The organism is Lentzea cavernae (assembly GCF_014653695.1).
Lineage (GTDB): Bacteria > Actinomycetota > Actinomycetes > Mycobacteriales > Pseudonocardiaceae > Lentzea > Lentzea cavernae.
The window spans coordinates 63,918-81,160 of record NZ_BNAR01000005.1 but is presented as its reverse complement, the minus strand read 5'-3'; the positions used below and the strand labels follow the sequence as shown (position 1 = coordinate 81,160).

Sequence of the window (17,243 nt, the reverse complement as noted above, 5' to 3'; positions counted from 1 at the left end):
CCTACCGCGGTTCACATGCCGCCGGCCACCCGCAGGATCGCGCCCGTGGTGTAGGAGGCCTCCGCGGAGAGCAGCCAGGCGATGGCGTTCGCGATCTCGTCGGTCTCGCCGGGGCGGCCCAGCGGGATGCGGGAGGCGACGCGGTCCGGGCGGTCGGGCACGCCGGACAGGCGGTGGATGTCGGTGCGCACGGTGCCGGGCTGCACGCAGTTGACGCGGATCCCCTGCGGCGCGAGTTCCTTGGCCAGGCCGATCGTCAGCGCGTCCACGGCGGCCTTGGTGGCGGCGTAGTGCACGTACTCCCCCGGGCTGCCCAGCGTCGCCGCGCCCGAGGACACGTTCACGATGGCGCCGCGGGTCATCCGCCGGGCCGCCTCCCTGGCCACGAACAGCGCGCCGACGACGTTGACGTCCACCACGCGCCGCAGGTCCTCGGTGCGCAGCTGGGCCAGCGGGCCCGCCGGGGAGGTGATGCCGGCGTTGTTGACCACGCCGGTGACGTCGTCGCCCGCCGCGTCGAACAGGCGCGCCACGTCGGCCTCGTCGGAGGTGTCGGCCCGCACGGCGAGCACTCCCAGCTCGGACTCCAGTGCCCGCGCCTGTTCTTCGGCCTGCCGGTAGCTGATCACGACCCGGTGCCCGTCGCGCACGAGCCTGCGCGCGGTCGCGGCACCGATACCCCGGCTTCCCCCGGTGATCACCGTTGTCATGCCGCCCACCCTAACCCCTATACTCGGTGCCGGATATACGGGAGCGGATATGACGTTCAAGCGCACGAACCCCCTGGCCCTCGCGGTGCTGGCGCTGCTGTCGGAGCGGCCCATGCACCCCTACGAGATGGCGCAGACCATGCGGGAACGCCACCAGGAGGAGGTCATCAAGCTCAACTACGGCTCCCTCTACACCGTGGTCGACTCGCTGCACAAACATGAGCTGATCACCGCGAGCGCCGTGCAGAAGGCAGGCAACCGTCCCGAGCGCACCGTCTACTCCGTCACCGAGGCGGGCACGGCGGAGCTGCACGACTGGCTGCGCGAGCTCATCGCCGTCCCCGCCCGCGAGTACCCGCGCTTCGAGGCCGGGATCTCCCTGGTCGGCCTGCTGCCCCCCGAGGACGCGCTCACCCTCGTGCGGCAACGCGAAGCCGCCGTGGCCGAGCAGCTCACCGCCCTGGCGGTGCTGCTGGAGAGGCTCGCCGGCATGGGACTGCCGCAGCTCGCGTGGATCGAACTCGACTACCGGATGGCCATGTTGCGCGCCGAACGCGCCTGGCTGTCCTGGTTCGCCGCCGCCACAGCCGACGGGACCGTCGGCGGTCACGACTCCTGGGAGGAACGGCACCGATGAGACTGCTCTTCGAAGTCACCGGCGTGGTGCACGCGCCGATGGAGGTCGTGCGCGCACGGATGTTCGCCGACGCCGGCGAGTCCGGCCCGCACCGGCTCGTGGACCGCGAACAGGGCGTGATCGCCTACTGGGGCGACTGGTGGTATCGCGGCGAGGACTCGCTGCACTTCCATCCCGACGGCACCCTGCTGCGCCACCGCGTGCACAACATCGCCCGGCAGGGCAACTGGGCGCCCTACCTGGCGAACAAGCTGTTCATCGGCTACCGCGCCAAGCTGGAGGCGGCCATGAGAGAGCGGGTGCGGCTCTTCGAGACTCCGGACTAGAGCTGCCCGAAGCGCACGACGGCGACGAACACCGCCAGCGCGCACAGCACGACGTTGACCGGCACCGTGGCCTTCTCGCCACGCCGCAGGTGCGTGATCGCCGCACCGATCTGCACCACCGCGAGGCCGAGCGCGGCGATCGGGGTCAGGACCGGTGCGACGCCGGTCAGCCACGGCAGCACCAGCCCCAGCGCGCCCGCGACCTCCACCGCGCCGATGCCCTTGACCTGTCCCGCGGTGAAGTCGCCGACCCACGACAGGCGCGGTTCGGTCAGCAGATCCTGTTTCGGCTTGGCCAGCTTGGTGAAGCCCGCCGTCAGGTACAGGGCGGCCAGCACGCCCGACACGATCCACACCGCGACGTTCATGGACGGAGAACCCAGTGGCCCGACCGGCGATGTCCTACATCACACCCGACCGGGTAAGGGTGTCCTTAGTCCTCACCCGATTGGCCGTATAGAGTGTGCAGATGAGGTGCTCGATACTCTCCGACTTCGCGGGTGAACCGCTGGCCGGCACGGCCGCGACCGCGACGGCGTGGCTGTGCCTGGAGCAGTCCGGCCCCTGGGGCCGCGACGCCCTCACGGAGAGCCATCTCGACCCCGAGCTGGGCGCGGAGCTGCAGCGCCGCGCCGACGGCACCGGGGTGCGCATCCTGCTGATCCGCCGCCCCGGCAAGCACGCCGACCACCACGTCCCCGCACGCCGGCGCCTGTACCTGGCCTCGACGAAACCGGGCGCCTCGTGGCTGGAGCAGGCCGACCTGACCTCCCCGGAGGAGGCCCTCGAGCTCGACTTCGCGGCGCTGGGCGCGGGCCGTTCCACCGCGTTCGGCACGCCGGTCGACGACCCGTTGCTGCTGGTCTGCACCAACAGCAAACGCGACGTGTGCTGCGCGCTGTACGGCCGCCCGATCGCCACGGCGCTGAACCTGTGGGAGTGCACCCACACCGGCGGGCACCGCTTCGCGCCCACCGGTGTGCTGCTGCCCACCGGTCACCTGTACGGACGACTCGACCACCAGTTGGCTCAGCGCGTCGTCACGGAGGGCATCGTCGCCGACCGGTGCCGGGGCCGGTCCTGCTTCACCCCGCGGGGGCAGGTCGCCGAGGTCGCCGTGCGGCAGCAGATCGGTGAGACCCGCGACGTGCTCACCGTCATCGCCGAGACCGAGGACTCCGCGACCGTGCGGCACGCCGACGGCCGCGAGTGGCGGGTCGTGCTGACCGAGAAGGACGTGCCGCCGCGTCCCGCGAGCTGCGGCAAGTCACCGGACGTGGCGATCGCGCTGGTGGCGACCGCCATCGACGAACTGGTCACCATCTGCCGCTAGACCCCGTCCACGACAGCCGCGTCCGAGGGCCCAGAGGCGGCATCTCCCCGCAACGCCCGAACACGTCCGGTGTGAGGGCGCCGTCTCCGCGACTCCCGTCGAACGGGCCCGCGGGACGGGGCCCTAGGCTCGGCCGGGTGCCCAGGCTGATCCATCTGAACGGTCCCACCGGCGTCGGCAAGTCGACGATCGCCGCCCGCTACGCCGCCGACCACCCCCGCACCCTCAACCTCGACGCCGACGAGATCGTCCGGCTGGTCGGCGCCTGGGAGGACGACTTCTCCGGCGCGGTCAACCTGGTGCGCCCGCTGGCGATCACCATGGCGACCACGCACCTGAAGTCCGGCAACGACGTCGTCATGCCGCAGCTGATCACCGACCGGGGCCAGAGCGCCGCGTTCGCCCAGGCCGCGGCGTCGGTCGGCGCGGGCTACGTGGAGTTCGTGCTGCTGGCCTCCCCCGATGCGACGATCGAGCGCTACCGGCGGCGCGAGCACCACATCGACCGGGCCGTCGAGGACATGGGCGGTGTCACGGTCATCCGCCGCATCCACGAGCACCTCGCCGCCTACCTCACGCCCGAGTCCGTGCTCGTCGACACCGAGGGCGCCGACGTCGAGCAGACCTACAAGGCGCTGCTGGCGGCCTTGTCAGCCTGACTGCGCGGAGCTGTGCGGAGGCGGGCCGGGGTTGGGCGCCGTCGCGGAGAACACGCCGATGCCCAGGGCGTAGGGGTCGTCGAGGCCGACGGTCTTCAGGGTCTCGGTCGGCAGGGCGAGCAACGAGATCGCCACGCCCAGGAAGTAGGCGTCGAGCAGGCCGGTGTCGCGCACGGTCGCGGGCAGGCCCGCGGCCTGTTGCAGGGCGGCGGCGGCTTCGGCGTTGGCCAGCACCATGCCCGACAGCGCCTCCCGCACCCCGGGGCGGCGCACGGCCTCGAGGTAGAGCTCGACCATCGCGAGCATCTGGGTGGGGTCGTCGGCGACCGCGCGGCGCAGCAGGGCCGGGTAGAGCTCGGCGACGTCGGTGGCGCTGATGTCGGCCGGGGTCGTCTCGCGCAGGCGTTGCACGGCGGCGCGGTGCAACGCGGTCATGCGGGCGGCGCAGGCGGTGAGGATCGCCTCGCGGGTCGGGAAGTAGTTCTTGGTGGTGCCGATCGGGACGCCGGCCTCGCGGTCGATCGCCCGGTGGGTCAGGCCACGGCCGCCTTCCACCGCGAGGATCTGGATCGCGGTGTCGCACAGCAGGTCACGACGGCTCACGGTCCGGGACACTAGCAAGATCACCGCTGACCTGCGTGATCGGGGCGAACGCGCTGGTCCCGGCGGTGGCGGCGACCACTCCGCGTTCGAGCACGAGCAGCAGCCCGCACACGCAGCGCAGGTAGGCGACGGCGCCGTGGCGGGAGACGGTGGCGGGGGCGGGCCAGTGGCAGGCGGGGCAGGTGGCGATCATGACTCCCAGCGTGATGTCATGGTCTAGTGCATTTCAACCCTTACGGCGGGGCGGCGGCGGAGCTCGCCGCGAAGCTCGTCAACGCCGACCCGGCGCTGCCCCTGCTCGACGTGCTGAAATCGTCGGACTACAAGCCGCTGGGCTCCCTCGACGCACGTCAGGAACGTGACGTACGAGACTGGGTCGAGCGGCTGCGGCAGGTGTTCCGCCACCCCACCGTCGAACTGCTCAACGACCTGCTCGCCCAGTCCTCGACCACGCACTACATCTCCACCCACGACGGCCGCGCCCCGCACCTGCACTACGCCCGTGAGGACGCGCCGACCGACGTGCGCGTGAAGGCCTACACGGCGGCGGGCCTGGCGGCGTTGTTCTGCGAGGACGCCGGGCGCATCGGTTCGTGCGGCCGCGACGGCTGCGACACGGTGTTCGTCGACACCAGCCGCAACGGTATGAGGCGCTTTTGCTCCACCAAGTGCGCCAACCGCGTCGCCGTCGCGAACCACCGCAGCCGTCAGCCGGTCACGTTGAGCAGCCGCCGCGGCCAGTAGTCGTCGGTCGTGGAGATCCCGTAGCGCAGCAGGCGGTAGCTGGTGCCGTAGGTGCTGCGCTGCTCGTAGGCGAGGTAGGCGGTCTTGTACGGGTCGGCCCACTTGTCGAAGATGACGACGTGCCGTCCCTCGGCGGTGGCGCCCTCGGTGTTGACGATGATGTCGCCCCACCGCAGCTCGGCCATCGAGATCGACTTCGAGTGCAGGTGGTCGGCCAGGTCGGTGGTGATCTTGCCCGGCGCGTCGATCCGCGCGGCCATCGACACATAACCGGAGCAGTCCTGGCGGTAGTTCTGGAACCGGTCCTGCATGCTGTAGGGCACCGGGCCGCCTCCCGGACCGGCTGTCAGCCAGGACTTGGCCCGGTTGATCAGCTCGGCTCGGGAGACCTGCGGGTAGGCGTGCGCGGGCAACGACGACACCAGGGTCGTGCTGAGCGCGACCAGGACCGCGGCGGCCATCGCGAGGACTCTCATGCGTGCAACTCCCATTCCGTAGATCAGCAGTGGGCGCTTAGGGTCGGTTCATGGAGCTGACGGAGCTGTGTTTCGCCGGGGTCGCCAGGCAGGCGCGAGCCGTGCGGAACGGCGAGGTGAGCGCCCGCGACCTCGTCGCAGAGCACCTGCGCCGCATCGAGCGGATCGATCCGCGACTGGGCGCGTTCCGGCTGGTCTTCGCCGAGCAGGCCCTCGAGCAGGCCGCCGCTCTCGACGGCCGCGCGGACGAGGACCTGCCGCTGCGGGGCGTGCCGATCGCGGTCAAGGAGGACATCGCGCTCGCCGGGCTGCCCACCACGAAGGGCACCAACGCCGCCCGCACCCCGCAGCCGGCCGACTCCGCGATCGTCACCCGGCTGCGCGCCGCCGGAGCGGTGATCATCGGCCGCACCCGCATGCCCGAACTGGGCCTGTGGCCGTTCACCGAGAGCTCCTGGGCGGGTCCGACGCGCAACCCGTGGTCGCTGACCCACTCGCCGGGCGGCTCCAGCGGCGGTTCGGCGGCCGCGGTCGCGGCGGGACTGGCCGCGGCGGCGATCGGCACCGACGGCGCCGGCTCGATCCGCATCCCCTGCGCGGTGACGGGCCTGTTCGGGCTCAAGCCCCAGCGCGGCCGCGTGTCCCTCGCCCCGGAGCCGCAGATGTGGGGCGGGCTCGTCGTGGCGGGGCCGATCACCCGCACGGTGGCCGACTGGGCGCTGGTCGCCGACCAGGTCCACGGTGCCGCGCCCGGTGACGCGCACGTCGCCCACCCGCCGCGCACGAGCTTCACCGAGGCCGCGCGCACGGATCCGGGCAGGCTGCGGATCGGGGTGTCGCTGCGGCCGTGGGGTCCGGGCATCGCGATCGCCGACGAGGTCCGCGACGCCGTGCAGGACACCGCCGCGCTGCTCACCGACCTGGGCCACGACGTGGTGCGCCTGGACCCGCCGATGCGCGACATCACCGCCTCCACCCAGTTCGCCGCCCGCTACCTGCACAACGCCCACCTCGCACGTGCCGGCATGGAGTTCCCGGACCTGGTGGAGCCGCGCACCCGCGCGGTCGGGGAACTGGGCCGCCGCATCCCGCGCGGCGCGGTGCGGTGGGCGGCCAGGGACGACGCGACGCTCACCGCGTACGCGAACCGGATCTTCGCCTCGGTCGACGTGCTGCTCACCCCGGCGCTGACCCGCCCGCCGATCCGCGTGGGCGAGTGGGACGGGCGCAACGTCGTGACGGCGCTGCTCGCGGCGGCGCAGTACACGACGTTCCTGCCGTTGTGGAACATCGTCGGCAACCCCGCCGCCTGCGTTCCGGCGGGCCGCACGTCGGCGGGCCTGCCGCTGGCGGTGCAGCTCGTGGGCCGCCAGCACGACGAGTGCACGCTGCTGTCGGTGTCCGCCCAGCTGGAGCGCGCCCGGCCGTGGGCGGACCGAATCCCCTCCGGCCTCGGTCATGCGAACTAGGATATTACGAGTACGGACTATCCGAATCGGAAACGGTCAGAATCCGCGGCGGGCCAACTCGTCGAGCAGTTCCCGGTCGGCCACGTGCCGCGACTTGATGTGGTCCAGGTAGTCGGCGAACGCGTCGGGCTGCAGACCGCGCAGTTGCGCCAGCCATTCCACGAGCAGCTCCTGCTCCTCGATCCCCCGCCGGGCCAGCTCCACCTCGACGATGCGCCGGTAGACCTCGACGGCGAGGCGGCCGCCGTCCTGCACGAGGTGGTGCACCAGCTCCGCGCGCAACGGCGGCCACTCGTCGGTGTGCACTACCAGCGCCCGTGCCTTGAGGTAGAGGTCGAGGTTCGGGCGGGCGAAGAACGCCTCCCGGCACACCTGCACGGCCTGCTGCGGCGCGCCCCGGCGCAGGTGCTCCTCCACCGCGAGGTCGATCAGCCGCAGCGCCGCGCCCCGGCCGCCCACGGCGCGCAGCCCGCGCTCCACCCACTGCAGTGCCTCGTCCGAGCGGCCGTTGTCGCGCAGCACGGTCGCGACCTGCAGGTAGTGCCAGCCCGAGGACAGGTCCTTGGACAGCACGAGCAGCTGCAGGTCGACGTCCTCGGTGTACTCGGCGAGCTCCTCCATGACGCGCAGCAACGCCCAGCGGGCCCGGTCGTAGCGGCCGGTCTGCCCGAACCCGATCACCGGCAGCGGCTCGAACAACGCCACCGCCCGCTCGCGGTAGCGGGCGAGACCGTCGTCGTCGAGCGCGGCGGCGTAGGCGGACAGGCTGACGTCGGGGGCGTCGGGGTGCTCGAGCTGCAGGTCGAGCAGCCAGTCGGCCAGGCGCACCGGCTCCGGGCGGGTCTGGGCGCACGCGCGGGCGTGCGTGCTCAGGACGCGGTGGGCGAGCTCGGCCAGTTCGACGCGGTGCCGGCGGCTGGTCGCGACGCCGTCGGCCAGCTGGGTGACGATCTGCTCGATCAACGCCACCAGCCGCGGTCCGGGATCGGTGACGAGCAGCGACTGCAGTTCGACCGACACCGCGGTCAGCGCCTGCCAGCGGGCGGGCCACCCGAGCTCGCCACCGGGCTCACCGCCGGGCTCGCCCTCGCCCTCGACGAGCGCGGAGGCCACGGTGGCGGGCAGCGAGTCCATTCACAACATCATTCACGCGTCACCCGGTCGAGTGCCACCGAAGTCGCCCTAACGGATTTAAGGTTCACCCCGCGTGGTCAGATGCCTACAGTTCGGCCAGCTTCCGGGTCAGCACGGTCCGTTCGCGTTCGTTGCCGCACAGGCGTATGGCCAGCTCCAGGGCGGTGCGGGCCTCGTCGAGACGGCCGAGGCGGCGCAGCAACTCCCCGCGCACGCCCGGTAGCTGGTGGGAGTCCTTGAACGCCTCGCTGGAGGCCAGGGAGTCGACGATCGGCAGCGCCGCGGCCGGGCCCTGGGCCATCGACACGGCGACCGCGCGGTTGAGGTCCACGACCGGGGACGGGGCGAGGCGGCCCAGGCCGTCGTACAGGGCGACGATGCGCCCCCAGTCGGTCTGCTCGACCGAGGACGCCAGCGCGTGGCACTCGGCGATCGCGGCCTGCAGCCCGTAGTAGCCGTAACCGCGCCCGGCGTCGGTGGCCTTGGCCAGGGCGGCACGGCCGCGGGCGATGGCGGAGCGGTCCCAGCGGCGCCGGTCCTGGTCTTGCAGCAGCACGGTCTCCCCGTCGGGGCCGCGGCGGGCGGGGAACCGGGCCGCGGTGAGCTCCAGCAGTGCCAGCAGGCTGTGGACCTCGGGTTCCTCGGGCATCAGCCGCGACAGGATCCGCGCGAGCCGCTGCGCCTCCCCCGCCAGGTCGAAGCGGATGACCTCCTCACCGGAACTGGCCGACGAGCCCTCGGTGAAGATCAGGTAGACCACGCTCAGCACCTGGGCCAGGCGGGCGGGGCGTTCGTTGACCGGCGGCACCTCGAACGGCACACCGGCGGCGCCGAGGGTCTTCTTCGCGCGGGTGATGCGGGCCTGCACGGTCGCCGTGGGCACCAGGAACGCCCGTGCGATCTCGTCGCTGGTCAGACCGCCGATCACGCGCAACGTCAGCGCGACCCCGGCCTCGCGTGAGAGCACCGGGTGGCACGAGGTGAACATCAGGGCGAGGGTGTCGTCGTCGATCTGGTCGGGGTCCCACAGCACCTCGTCGGGTGCGGGGCCGGGATCGGCGCCGGTGAGCGCGCCGCCCTCGGGCAGGTGGTGGGCCATCGCCGCGTACTTCTCGTCGCGGGCGCTGCGGCGGCGGAACGCGTCGATCGCGCGGCGCCGCCCGACGGTGAGCAGCCAGCCCGCCGGGTTGTTCGGGACGCCTTCGCGCGGCCACGTCACCAGCGCCTCGGCCAGTGCCTCCTGCGCCAGGTCCTCGGCCAGGGCGAAGTCGCCGGTGTAGCGGGTGAGCGCACCGATGATCCTGGCGGAGTCGATGCGCCACACCGCGGCTACGGCCTTGCGTCCCGTGGGGTCGCTCATGCGCCTATGAGATCAGAGCCGACCCGGTCACAGCTGACCGGTGGACTCGCGCCAGGCCCGTTCCTTCTTGATCCACTCGTTGTCCTGCGGGAACTCGTCGATCGTGGGGACGCGGCGGATCTCGGTCTTGAACCCGGCGGCGGTCATCGGGGTGCGCTTGGCCCACTCGATCGCGTCCTGGATGGTGGGGACGTTGATCAGGTAGAAGCCGTTGAACAGCTCCTTGGTCTCCCCGTACGGGCCGTCGGTGACGACCGGCGGTTCGGAGGAGAAGTCGACGACCACGCCTTCCTCGGCGGGCGCGAGGCCCTCGGCGGCGACGAGGACGCCGGCGTTGATGAGCTCCTCGTTGAACTTGCCGACGGTCTCGAGCATCTGGTCGAAGTCGATCTCACCGAGGTTGCCCCAGGCCTCGTCGGAACTCACGCGCCAGATCAGCATGAACTTCATGGTCGATGTCTCCCGCTTGGTGTCAGGTCCCTTGTGGACCCTTTCACGCCTAGGTCGAACGGGCGGCACGTTCGATCGACACACGACCCGGAATTTTCCTGAACTTTCTGTTTCACCTGCTCAGACAGCCGAGCGGCCCACCCCGGTGATCGGGATGGGCCGCTCGGGACCTGTGTCGCGCCGGGTCAGACCGGCTCGCCGGGCTGGTGCAGCGACCGGGGCTGCTCCGCCTCGAGCTCCGGCACCGGGGAGGCCGCGCCGACCGGGCGGGGCGGGGTGCCCAGCGGGCTGGGGACCTCCTGACGGGCCACCGCCTCCGCGGCGGCGACGGCTTCGGCGACCTTCGGGTCGGACTTGAGGTCGAACCAGGCGGCGACCGACTCGTCCTCGTCCTCGGGCCGGGGCCGCTCGGTGTCGTCGGCCGGCGGCTCGTAGCGGAAGACGCCGTCGTCACCGGGCGCGCCGAGCATGCGGGCGAACCCCTCGAGGGCCTTGCCGTAGTCGGACGGGATCATCCAGACCTTGTTCGCGTCGCCCTGGGCCATCTGCGGCAGCGTTTGCAGGTACTGGTACGCCAGCACCTCCGGGGTGGGCTTGCCGTCCTTGATCGCGGCGAAGACCTTCTCGATGGCCTTGGCCTGACCTTGGGCCTGCAGGTAGCGGGCGGCGCGTTCACCCTGTGCGCGCAGGATCTGCGACTGCCGCTCACCCTCCGCGGACAGGATCGCCGCCTGCTTGCCGCCCTCGGCGGCGAGGATCTGCGACTGCTTCTGGCCCTCGGCGGTCTTGATCGAGGACTCCCGCTGGCCCTCGGCGGTGAGGATCATGGCGCGCTTCTCGCGGTCGGCGCGCATCTGCTTCTCCATCGAGTCCTGGATGGAGGGCGGCGGGTCGATCGACTTGAGCTCGACGCGGGCCACGCGCAGGCCCCAGCGGCCGGTGGCCTCGTCCAGGACGCCGCGCAGCTGACCGTTGATGTGGTCACGCGAGGTCAGCGTCTCCTCCAGGCTCATGCCACCGACGAGGTTGCGCAGCGTGGTGATGGTGAGCTGCTCGACACCGACGATGTAGTTGGAGATCTCGTACACCGCGGACCGCGGCTCGGTGACCTGGAAGTACACGACGGTGTCGATCGAGACGGTGAGGTTGTCCTGGGTGATCACCGGCTGCGGCGGGAACGACACGACCTGCTCGCGCAGGTCGATGCGGGCGCGCACCTTGTCGATGAACGGGACCATGATGTTCAGGCCGGGTGCCGCGGTGGTGCGGTAGCGGCCGAGACGTTCGATGACGGCGGCCTGCGCCTGCGGGATGACCAGCACGGACTTGACGGCGATGGTCAGCACGAAGATCGCGATGACGGCGGCGATCACAGCGGTGATCGGGTCCAACTCGGTTCACACCCTCCTGGGGGCGCTCACACCGCGGCTATCACCACGGCGACGGCGCCCGAGATCTCGACAACGGTGACGGCTTCGCCTTCTTCGACCACGGACCCGTCGAGGGTGCGCGCGCTCCAGGTGTCGCCGCCGATCTTGACCTGCCCGCCGTGCTCGGTCACCTGCGTCACCGCGGTGGCCCGGCTGCCCAGCAGTGCCTCGTGGTGCATCCGGACGTTCGACCCGAGCTGCAGCCGTTTCTTGAGCAGCGGCCGGGCCGTGACGATCAGGCCCAGCGACGTGGCCGCGAAGACGAGCACGCTCACCAGGTCCGCGGCGCCCACCGCGGACACACCGGCCGCGGCCAGCGCGGCGGCGCCGAGCATGACCAGCACGAAGTCACCTGAGAGAACTTCGGCGACGACGAGCAGTATCCCGACGATCAGCCAGATCAGCGCGGCCATGAGCCCATACATACACCAACGGGGACGCCTCGAACGCGAGATTCACCGTGCTGGGCCCCGGACCGTGACGAAATCGATCAACGGGAGATGAATCGGGCGGGGCAGGCGTGGTGCTCGTGCCGCGCTCCGCCGCCGAGCAGGCCGGACCCGATGCCGCGGTGGCCGCTCACCGGCAACCGGTCCCGCACCACGGAAGCGCACGGCGTGAGGACGCGCCGTGCCGCACCCCGGGTGGCGGCGAAATCGTTCGGCCGGGGGTGTCGAAACCGGGTGTCGCCGTTCGTGTGGGCGGTGACAACGGTCTTCTCCCGAGAGGTGCAGTGATGCGTTCCATCTCCGCGACGATGTTCGTGACGCTCGACGGTGTGGTGCAGGGCTTCGGCCGTCCCGACGAGGACACCCGCGGTGGTTTCGCCCACGGCGGGTGGGGTGCGGCGTACAACGACGAGGTGCTGGCCGCCGAGATGGGCAAGGGCATGGCGCAGAGTGGCGCCATGCTGTTCGGGCGCCGCACGTGGCAGGACTTCATCACCGTGTGGTCCTCGGCCACCGACGGCAACCCGTTCACCGCGCACATGAACGCCGCCCGCAAGTACGTGGTGTCGGCGAGCCTGGACTCCGCCGGGGCGTGGGAGAACTCGGTGCTGCTGCGTTCGACCGGTGATGTCGCCGCGCTCGAGGGCGATCTGTCGATCATCGGCAGCGCGGCGCTGGTGCGGTCGCTGCACGCGGCCGGGCTGCTCGACCACTACACGCTGGTGATCCACCCGCTGACGCTGGGCGGCGGCACGCGCCTGTTCGACGACCCGGCGCCGCGCACGGAGTTCGAGCTGACCGGCAGCGTGACGACGCCGAAGGGTGTGATCGTCGCGCACTACACGCGGGTCAGTCCTGGGGCACGGTGACGAAGTCGATGAGGCGTTCGACGGCGCCGAGCAGGTCGGACTCGATGTCCTTGTAGCTGCTGACCGAGTTCAGCACCCGCTGCCAGCCCTCCCACGTCTCGCCCCAGCCCAGCTGCGCGCAGACGCCGGTCTTCCAGTCGACGCCGCGCGGGATCACCGGCCACGCCCTGATCTTGACGACCTGCGGCTTCACGGCCTGCCAGATGTCGACGTAGGGGTGGCCGGTGACCAGCACGTTCGAGTCGGTGACCTGCTCGACGACGCGCGCTTCCTTGGAGTTCGCGACGAGGTGGTCGACCAGGACGCCGAGGCGGCGGTGCGGGGCGGTGCCGAACTCGGTGATCAGCCGCGGGAGGTCGTCGACGCCGTGCAGGGGTTCCACGACGATGCCTTCGACGCGCAGGTCGTGGCCCCAGACGCGTTCGACGAGCTCGGCGTCGTGTTTGCCCTCGACCCAGATGCGGCTGGCCTTCGCGGTCTGCGCCCGCAGGCCCTCGACCTTGACCGAGCCGGACGCGGTGATCTTCGCCTTCTGCGGCGCGGGCATGGGTTTGACGAGGGTGACGGGCTTGCCGTCGAGGAGGAACCCGGCGGGGTTGAGCGGGAACAGCCGGCGCCGGCCGTGGCGGTCCTCGAGCACGACCTGGCCGTACTCGAACTTCACGACGGCTCCGCAGAAGCCGCTGGCGGGGTCCTCGACGACGAGGCCGGGTTCGGCCGTGATCTCGGGGACCTTCTTGCGCTTGGGCGTGGAGAGGACGTCGCGGCCGTAGTCGTGGGAACGCACCCGCGAACCCTAACCGTAGAACGGTTCGAAGGCGGTGAGCCACTCGTGGACGCGGTCGAGGTCGACGTCGGCGCCGTGCAGGTCGTAGCCGCCGTGCACGAAGTCCATCCAGTCCACCGCCGGGTCGCCGACGCAGGCGCGCGGATCGATGGCGACCGGGCCCGCGGGGCCTTGCAGGACGTTGCCGGGGTGCAGGTCGCCGTGCAGCAGCACGGGCGCGATGTCGTCCTCGGCGAGTGTGCGGGCACGGCGGTGTTCGGTGGCGTAGTAGGTGCCGGTGCGGCGGGTGAGCACGGTCTCGAACAGGAAGTCGACGCGGGCGGTGAGCGGCGGGAAGCCCGTGGGGTCCGCCTGGTGCAGGTGCGGGACGACCTTCGCGGGGTCGCGGGCGGGGGTGCCGGGGTCGACGGTCTGCAGCAGCAGTGCGCCGCGGGTCAGGTCGGTGTCGAGCAGGCCGACCATCGCCGGGGTGCCGGCCCAGGCGGTGAGCGCGCGGGCCTCGTGCGCGGCGATGGCGTGCTCGGGGGTGAGTTTGAGGACCGCGGTGGTGCACAGGAACGTGGTGCCGGTGCCGCCGGGCACGTGCCGCACGACGGTGAGGTCCCAGTGGTCGGTGAGGGTGGCGAGCAGGTCGGGCAGTGCGTCGATCCAGGCGGTGACGCCGGTGCCGAACCGGCGGACCAGGCGGGCTCTGGCGTCCTCGTCGATCACTCGGCTCAGGGTAGCGAGTTCGCGGCGGACTGGCGGCGGTGCTGGTAGTCGGCCAGGGCCGGGCGCCACAGCGCGTTGGCGTCGAAGCAGGTGGACAGCAGGCGCAGGTCGGCGCCGTCACCGGCGATGGCGACCTTGCCGCCGATCACCCACCGGTTGACCGGCAGCAGCGGCACCGGCCAGCCGGCGACGACGAGCCGGTCGCACACCAGGCGCTGCAGCCGTCCGCCGTCGGTGTCCACGACGACGGCGGGGGTGTCGAGGTCGAAGTCGCGGACGGTGGCGAGCGGGTGGCGGCGCACACCGGCGTCGGCGAGCGCGGCGGTGCCGGGGCCGATCAGGTCGACGGGCCCGAACCGGCGGGCCAGGCACCGCGCCGCCCGCGCGCCGAGTCCGGCCGCGCCCACCACGACGATCCGTTCGAAAGAGCTCATGTCACCGTGTCCCGCATTCACAATCCGACTGTTTGTGCAGGTCAGCACGCCTCACAGAAGATAGGGGCACGGTGATCGGCACGTCAAACCCCCGCTGCGGCGCTGATTCGATGGGCACCGAACGGATCTCCGATGACGGCCACGCTCAGTAGGTGACGGTGATCGTGCGTGCGGGGCCGTCGACCTCGATGGTGCCGCCGACGGGGATGACGACCTGCGGGTCGGTGTGGCCGAGGTCGACGTCGAACACGATCATGGTCTCGGGCGCGTACTCGGAGAACGCCCGCAGGACCGCCTCGCGCTGGGCGGTGGTGTGGGCGGCGCGGTCGGTGTCCTGGTCGGTGAAGAACCAGGCCTTGGCACGGCCGACGAGCACGGCGGGGAACCGGTGCAGCAGGCCGCGTTCGCCCATGTTGCGCAGGATCCGGTAGACCTCGGTCGCCGAGGGCATCTCCTCGCTGGTCTCGAAGAACAGCACGCGGCCGTCGTGGTGGCCGGGGTCGCCGATCTCCCGGCCGGCCATCATCAGCCACGACAGGATCTCGAGGTTGCCGCCCCACGACGGGCCTGTGACGGTCGTGCCGGGCCGGTGCCAGATCCAGCCGCCGCTGGGTTCGAGGACGGGTTCGGTCGTGAAGGTCTCCGGGTCCTCCCAGGGGCTGTCCTTGTCGCCGTAGGCGTGCGACTCGGTCAGCCGGTACGGCCCCGGTGTGAACAGGGCGGCCCGCAGCGAGGCGGCGGTGGTGGGGTGCATGGCGCCGGGCCGTCCGAACTGGACCATGACGCTGCCGCCGTAGAAGCCGACGATGCCGCGGTTGCGCAGCCAGGTGAGCAGGTTGGTGTTGTCGCTGTGCCCGAAGAACGGCTTGGGGTTGGCCGTGATCAGCTCGGCGTCCAGGTGCGGCAGGACGGTGATCTGGTCGTCGCCGCCGATGGTCGCGATGACCGCCTTGATCGACGGGTCGGCGAACGCGGCGTGCAGGTCCTCGGCACGCTCCCGCGGCGTCGCGCCGAGCTTGCGGGTGGCCGGGTACTCGACGGGGACGAGCCCGAACTCGGTCTCCAGGCGCCGCAGGCCCAGTTCGTGGGGCAGGGGGAACAGGCCCGGCAGGCCCGCGGCCGGGGAGACGATCGCGACCCGGTCACCGGGCCGGGGCTTGGGCGGGTTGATCAACGACATGGGTGCCGAGCGTAGTGACGCCCAGCTGTGCGACGGGTGCGTTCACCGGTGCCGGACCGGCATCACAGCACCTAGAACGCGGGCCAGGGGATCGCGGGCCAGTCGCCGGAGGGCTCCGGGTACACGCCGGCGGCGAGCAGTTTGTCCACGCGCTCCCCCACGGCCCGGACCTCGGCGCGGGTCAGGTGCTCGTGCAGCGTCTCGCCCAGGTCGGAGTCCAGTGAGGACCGCAGCCGCCGCAGCGAGTCGACGACGCGGTCGGGCAGGGGTTCGCGGGCCCAGCCCCACAGCACGGTGCGGAGTTTGGGTTCGGTGTGCAGGCAGATGCCGTGGTCGACGCCGTGGACGGAGCCGTCGAGGGCGTGCAGGACGTGCCCGCCCTTGCGGTCGGCGTTGTTGACGACGACGTCGAAGGCGGACATCTCGGCGATGCGCGGGTGGTCGGCGTGCACGAGCACGGCGGGGTCGCCGAAGCGGTCGTGGGCGTGGAAGACGGGGATCCAGCCGGGTTTGACGTCGTCGACGCCGATGATGTCGACGAGTTCGTCCTCTTCGCGGGTGTCGACCCAGAGCTGGACCATGCCGCTGCCGAACGGGCCGGGGCGCAGCACGGTGGGCGGCACGACGCCGAAGGACGCGGCGGAGATCAGGTAGGTGGCCACCTCGCGGCCGGCGAGCGTGCCGTCGGGGAAGTCCCACAGCGGCCGTTCGCCCCGCACGGGTTTGTAGACGCACTGGGCGTCGACGCCGTCCAACGAGATCTTGCAGAACAAGGTGGCGTTGGAGGCGTCGACCAGGCGTCCTTCGACCTCGATGCGGCCGTGTTCGAGCAACTGCAGGGCCGCGGAGGTGTCCACGTCAGTCTTCTTCGGTGCGGCGGTAGCCGTTCTGCCGCGGGCAGATGTGGCCGTCCGCGTCGAGCGGTTCGGCGCACAGGGGGCAGGGTTTGCGCCCGGCGTTGATGACGCGGTCGGCGCGTTCGGCGAAGGCACGGGCGGCGGAGGGCGACAGGAAGACCCGCACGGCGTCGGGGCCTTCCTCGGTGTCGTCGAGCACGACGGCCTCGTCGACCTCCTCCTCGGAGATCGCGAGGAGCTCGATGACGACCGCCTTGGACTCGGCGTCCCAGCCCAGTCCCATGGTGCCGACCCGGAACTCCTCCTCGACGGGGACGTCGAGGGGCTGCGTGTCGAGGTCGTCGGGCGGGGCGTCCTCGGGGACGTCGGTGCCGAAGCGGCGGTGCACCTCCTCGAGCAACGAGCCGATGCGCTCGGCGAGGACCTGGACCTGCTGCTTTTCCAGGGCGACGCTGATCAACCTGCTCTGCTCTGAGGCCTGCAGGTAGAAGGTGCGGTCGCCGGGCTGCCCGACGGTTCCTGCGATGAACCGGTCGGGTGCGCGGAATACGTGAATGACGCGAGCCATGGCAGATACGACCCTAGGCCACGCGGAGATCGTCGGCAGGTCCTCCCCCATCAAACA

The 17,243-nt window shown here is 71.5% G+C and carries 23 protein-coding genes; 7 read left to right on the top strand and 16 right to left on the bottom strand.

Going from position 1 to position 17,243, the window contains the following annotated elements:
* Positions 1 to 11: 11 nt before the first annotated feature.
* On the bottom strand, positions 12 to 710 hold the full coding sequence (locus tag IE307_RS17790) for an SDR family oxidoreductase (protein ID WP_191299094.1): 699 nt from the start codon (positions 708 to 710) through the stop codon (positions 12 to 14).
* Positions 711 to 759: 49 nt separating this feature from the next.
* Here IE307_RS17790 and IE307_RS17785 point away from each other — a divergent pair, with 49 nt between their 5' ends.
* Together IE307_RS17785 and IE307_RS17780 are read left to right on the top strand one after the other, a co-directional pair.
* Entirely contained in the window at positions 760 to 1,347 is a 588-nt protein-coding gene (locus IE307_RS17785; protein ID WP_191299093.1) for a PadR family transcriptional regulator, read from the top strand.
* On the top strand, positions 1,344 to 1,673 hold the full coding sequence (locus tag IE307_RS17780; RefSeq protein ID WP_191299092.1) for a hypothetical protein: 330 nt from the start codon (positions 1,344 to 1,346) through the stop codon (positions 1,671 to 1,673). Before IE307_RS17785 ends, IE307_RS17780 begins: the two co-directional genes overlap by 4 nt.
* Here the strand turns inward: IE307_RS17780 and IE307_RS17775 are convergent.
* Positions 1,670 to 2,041 (bottom strand): DoxX family protein, encoded by a 372-nt coding sequence (locus tag IE307_RS17775; RefSeq protein WP_191299091.1) that lies wholly within the window; start codon positions 2,039 to 2,041, stop codon positions 1,670 to 1,672. The two genes, IE307_RS17780 and IE307_RS17775, sit on opposite strands and share 4 nt — an antisense overlap.
* A gap of 101 nt (positions 2,042 to 2,142) precedes the next feature.
* Here IE307_RS17775 and IE307_RS17770 point away from each other — a divergent pair, with 101 nt between their 5' ends.
* Complete coding sequence (locus tag IE307_RS17770) at positions 2,143 to 3,006, top strand: ferredoxin family protein (RefSeq protein ID WP_191299090.1); 864 nt, start codon at positions 2,143 to 2,145, stop codon at positions 3,004 to 3,006.
* A gap of 137 nt (positions 3,007 to 3,143) precedes the next feature.
* Positions 3,144 to 3,665 (top strand): AAA family ATPase, encoded by a 522-nt coding sequence (locus IE307_RS17765; protein WP_191299089.1) that lies wholly within the window; start codon positions 3,144 to 3,146, stop codon positions 3,663 to 3,665.
* Here IE307_RS17765 and IE307_RS17760 read toward each other — a convergent pair.
* Positions 3,657 to 4,268, bottom strand: coding sequence for a TetR/AcrR family transcriptional regulator (locus IE307_RS17760; protein WP_229904815.1), 612 nt, complete (start codon positions 4,266 to 4,268; stop codon positions 3,657 to 3,659). The two genes, IE307_RS17765 and IE307_RS17760, sit on opposite strands and share 9 nt — an antisense overlap.
* Positions 4,255 to 4,461, bottom strand: coding sequence for a hypothetical protein (locus IE307_RS17755; protein ID WP_191299088.1), 207 nt, complete (start codon positions 4,459 to 4,461; stop codon positions 4,255 to 4,257). The genes IE307_RS17760 and IE307_RS17755 overlap by 14 nt, the downstream gene beginning before the upstream one ends.
* Positions 4,462 to 4,487: 26 nt before the next feature.
* Here IE307_RS17755 and IE307_RS17750 point away from each other — a divergent pair, with 26 nt between their 5' ends.
* The gene (locus IE307_RS17750; RefSeq protein ID WP_191299087.1) at positions 4,488 to 5,012 is read left to right on the top strand and encodes a CGNR zinc finger domain-containing protein; all 525 of its coding nucleotides are present in this window, start codon (positions 4,488 to 4,490) and stop codon (positions 5,010 to 5,012) included.
* On the opposite strand, the gene IE307_RS17745 is transcribed toward IE307_RS17750, so the two are convergent.
* Complete coding sequence (locus IE307_RS17745) at positions 4,976 to 5,488, bottom strand: hypothetical protein (protein ID WP_191299086.1); 513 nt, start codon at positions 5,486 to 5,488, stop codon at positions 4,976 to 4,978. The genes IE307_RS17750 and IE307_RS17745 overlap by 37 nt on opposite strands.
* A 50-nt stretch (positions 5,489 to 5,538) precedes the next feature.
* Here IE307_RS17745 and IE307_RS17740 point away from each other — a divergent pair, with 50 nt between their 5' ends.
* Positions 5,539 to 6,957 (top strand): amidase, encoded by a 1,419-nt coding sequence (locus tag IE307_RS17740; RefSeq protein ID WP_191299085.1) that lies wholly within the window; start codon positions 5,539 to 5,541, stop codon positions 6,955 to 6,957.
* Between the two features lie 36 nt (positions 6,958 to 6,993).
* Here IE307_RS17740 and IE307_RS17735 read toward each other — a convergent pair whose 3' ends face one another.
* From IE307_RS17735 to IE307_RS17715, 5 genes are all read right to left on the bottom strand, one after another.
* Positions 6,994 to 8,091 (bottom strand): hypothetical protein, encoded by a 1,098-nt coding sequence (locus IE307_RS17735; RefSeq protein ID WP_191299084.1) that lies wholly within the window; start codon positions 8,089 to 8,091, stop codon positions 6,994 to 6,996.
* An 85-nt stretch (positions 8,092 to 8,176) separates the two neighbouring features.
* Entirely contained in the window at positions 8,177 to 9,451 is a 1,275-nt protein-coding gene (locus tag IE307_RS17730; protein WP_191299083.1) for an RNA polymerase sigma factor, read from the bottom strand.
* 27 nt (positions 9,452 to 9,478) lie between these two features.
* Complete coding sequence (locus tag IE307_RS17725) at positions 9,479 to 9,901, bottom strand: YciI family protein (RefSeq protein ID WP_191299082.1); 423 nt, start codon at positions 9,899 to 9,901, stop codon at positions 9,479 to 9,481.
* A gap of 185 nt (positions 9,902 to 10,086) precedes the next feature.
* Entirely contained in the window at positions 10,087 to 11,283 is a 1,197-nt protein-coding gene (locus IE307_RS17720) for an SPFH domain-containing protein (RefSeq protein WP_373306023.1), read from the bottom strand.
* A gap of 35 nt (positions 11,284 to 11,318) precedes the next feature.
* On the bottom strand, positions 11,319 to 11,744 hold the full coding sequence (locus IE307_RS17715; protein ID WP_191299081.1) for an NfeD family protein: 426 nt from the start codon (positions 11,742 to 11,744) through the stop codon (positions 11,319 to 11,321).
* Positions 11,745 to 12,067: 323 nt separating this feature from the next.
* Here IE307_RS17715 and IE307_RS17710 point away from each other — a divergent pair, with 323 nt between their 5' ends.
* Positions 12,068 to 12,649, top strand: a complete 582-nt coding sequence (locus tag IE307_RS17710) for a dihydrofolate reductase family protein (protein ID WP_191299080.1) — start codon at positions 12,068 to 12,070, stop codon at positions 12,647 to 12,649.
* On the opposite strand, the gene IE307_RS17705 is transcribed toward IE307_RS17710, so the two are convergent.
* The 6 genes from IE307_RS17705 to IE307_RS17680 all read right to left on the bottom strand — a co-directional run bounded on the left by IE307_RS17705 (position 12,630) and on the right by IE307_RS17680 (position 17,186).
* Positions 12,630 to 13,436 (bottom strand): DUF3097 domain-containing protein, encoded by an 807-nt coding sequence (locus tag IE307_RS17705; RefSeq protein ID WP_191299079.1) that lies wholly within the window; start codon positions 13,434 to 13,436, stop codon positions 12,630 to 12,632. The genes IE307_RS17710 and IE307_RS17705 overlap by 20 nt on opposite strands.
* Positions 13,437 to 13,445: 9 nt before the next feature.
* Positions 13,446 to 14,147: an aminoglycoside phosphotransferase family protein gene (locus IE307_RS17700; protein ID WP_191299078.1), complete on the bottom strand. Its 702-nt coding sequence runs from the start codon at positions 14,145 to 14,147 to the stop codon at positions 13,446 to 13,448.
* A 5-nt stretch (positions 14,148 to 14,152) separates the two neighbouring features.
* Positions 14,153 to 14,581, bottom strand: a complete 429-nt coding sequence (locus IE307_RS17695) for a hypothetical protein (RefSeq protein ID WP_191299077.1) — start codon at positions 14,579 to 14,581, stop codon at positions 14,153 to 14,155.
* Between the two features lie 145 nt (positions 14,582 to 14,726).
* Positions 14,727 to 15,761 carry a S66 family peptidase gene (locus IE307_RS17690; protein WP_191299076.1) on the bottom strand — a complete coding sequence of 345 codons (1,035 nt, stop codon included), beginning with the start codon at positions 15,759 to 15,761 and terminating at the stop codon, positions 14,727 to 14,729.
* A 71-nt stretch (positions 15,762 to 15,832) separates the two neighbouring features.
* Positions 15,833 to 16,618 (bottom strand): SCO1664 family protein, encoded by a 786-nt coding sequence (locus tag IE307_RS17685; protein WP_191299075.1) that lies wholly within the window; start codon positions 16,616 to 16,618, stop codon positions 15,833 to 15,835.
* 1 nt (position 16,619) lies between these two features.
* Positions 16,620 to 17,186, bottom strand: coding sequence for a DUF3090 domain-containing protein (locus IE307_RS17680; RefSeq protein WP_191299074.1), 567 nt, complete (start codon positions 17,184 to 17,186; stop codon positions 16,620 to 16,622).
* Positions 17,187 to 17,243 lie beyond the last annotated feature (57 nt).

What these genes read in the sequence shown, in the direction of transcription:
- IE307_RS17790 (WP_191299094.1), bottom strand. Translation starts at nt 710, where the DNA reads ATGACAACGGTGATCACCGGGGGAAGCCGGGGTATCGGTGCCGCGACC.
- IE307_RS17785 (WP_191299093.1), top strand. Translation starts at nt 760, where the DNA reads ATGACGTTCAAGCGCACGAACCCCCTGGCCCTCGCGGTGCTGGCGCTG.
- IE307_RS17780 (WP_191299092.1), top strand. Translation starts at nt 1,344, where the DNA reads ATGAGACTGCTCTTCGAAGTCACCGGCGTGGTGCACGCGCCGATGGAG.
- IE307_RS17775 (WP_191299091.1), bottom strand. Translation starts at nt 2,041, where the DNA reads ATGAACGTCGCGGTGTGGATCGTGTCGGGCGTGCTGGCCGCCCTGTAC.
- IE307_RS17770 (WP_191299090.1), top strand. Translation starts at nt 2,143, where the DNA reads ATGAGGTGCTCGATACTCTCCGACTTCGCGGGTGAACCGCTGGCCGGC.
- IE307_RS17755 (WP_191299088.1), bottom strand. Translation starts at nt 4,461, where the DNA reads ATGATCGCCACCTGCCCCGCCTGCCACTGGCCCGCCCCCGCCACCGTC.
- IE307_RS17745 (WP_191299086.1), bottom strand. Translation starts at nt 5,488, where the DNA reads ATGAGAGTCCTCGCGATGGCCGCCGCGGTCCTGGTCGCGCTCAGCACG.
- IE307_RS17740 (WP_191299085.1), top strand. Translation starts at nt 5,539, where the DNA reads ATGGAGCTGACGGAGCTGTGTTTCGCCGGGGTCGCCAGGCAGGCGCGA.
- IE307_RS17735 (WP_191299084.1), bottom strand. Translation starts at nt 8,091, where the DNA reads ATGGACTCGCTGCCCGCCACCGTGGCCTCCGCGCTCGTCGAGGGCGAG.
- IE307_RS17730 (WP_191299083.1), bottom strand. Translation starts at nt 9,451, where the DNA reads ATGAGCGACCCCACGGGACGCAAGGCCGTAGCCGCGGTGTGGCGCATC.
- IE307_RS17725 (WP_191299082.1), bottom strand. Translation starts at nt 9,901, where the DNA reads ATGAAGTTCATGCTGATCTGGCGCGTGAGTTCCGACGAGGCCTGGGGC.
- IE307_RS17715 (WP_191299081.1), bottom strand. Translation starts at nt 11,744, where the DNA reads ATGGCCGCGCTGATCTGGCTGATCGTCGGGATACTGCTCGTCGTCGCC.
- IE307_RS17710 (WP_191299080.1), top strand. Translation starts at nt 12,068, where the DNA reads ATGCGTTCCATCTCCGCGACGATGTTCGTGACGCTCGACGGTGTGGTG.
- IE307_RS17695 (WP_191299077.1), bottom strand. Translation starts at nt 14,581, where the DNA reads ATGAGCTCTTTCGAACGGATCGTCGTGGTGGGCGCGGCCGGACTCGGC.
- IE307_RS17690 (WP_191299076.1), bottom strand. Translation starts at nt 15,761, where the DNA reads ATGTCGTTGATCAACCCGCCCAAGCCCCGGCCCGGTGACCGGGTCGCG.
- IE307_RS17680 (WP_191299074.1), bottom strand. Translation starts at nt 17,186, where the DNA reads ATGGCTCGCGTCATTCACGTATTCCGCGCACCCGACCGGTTCATCGCA.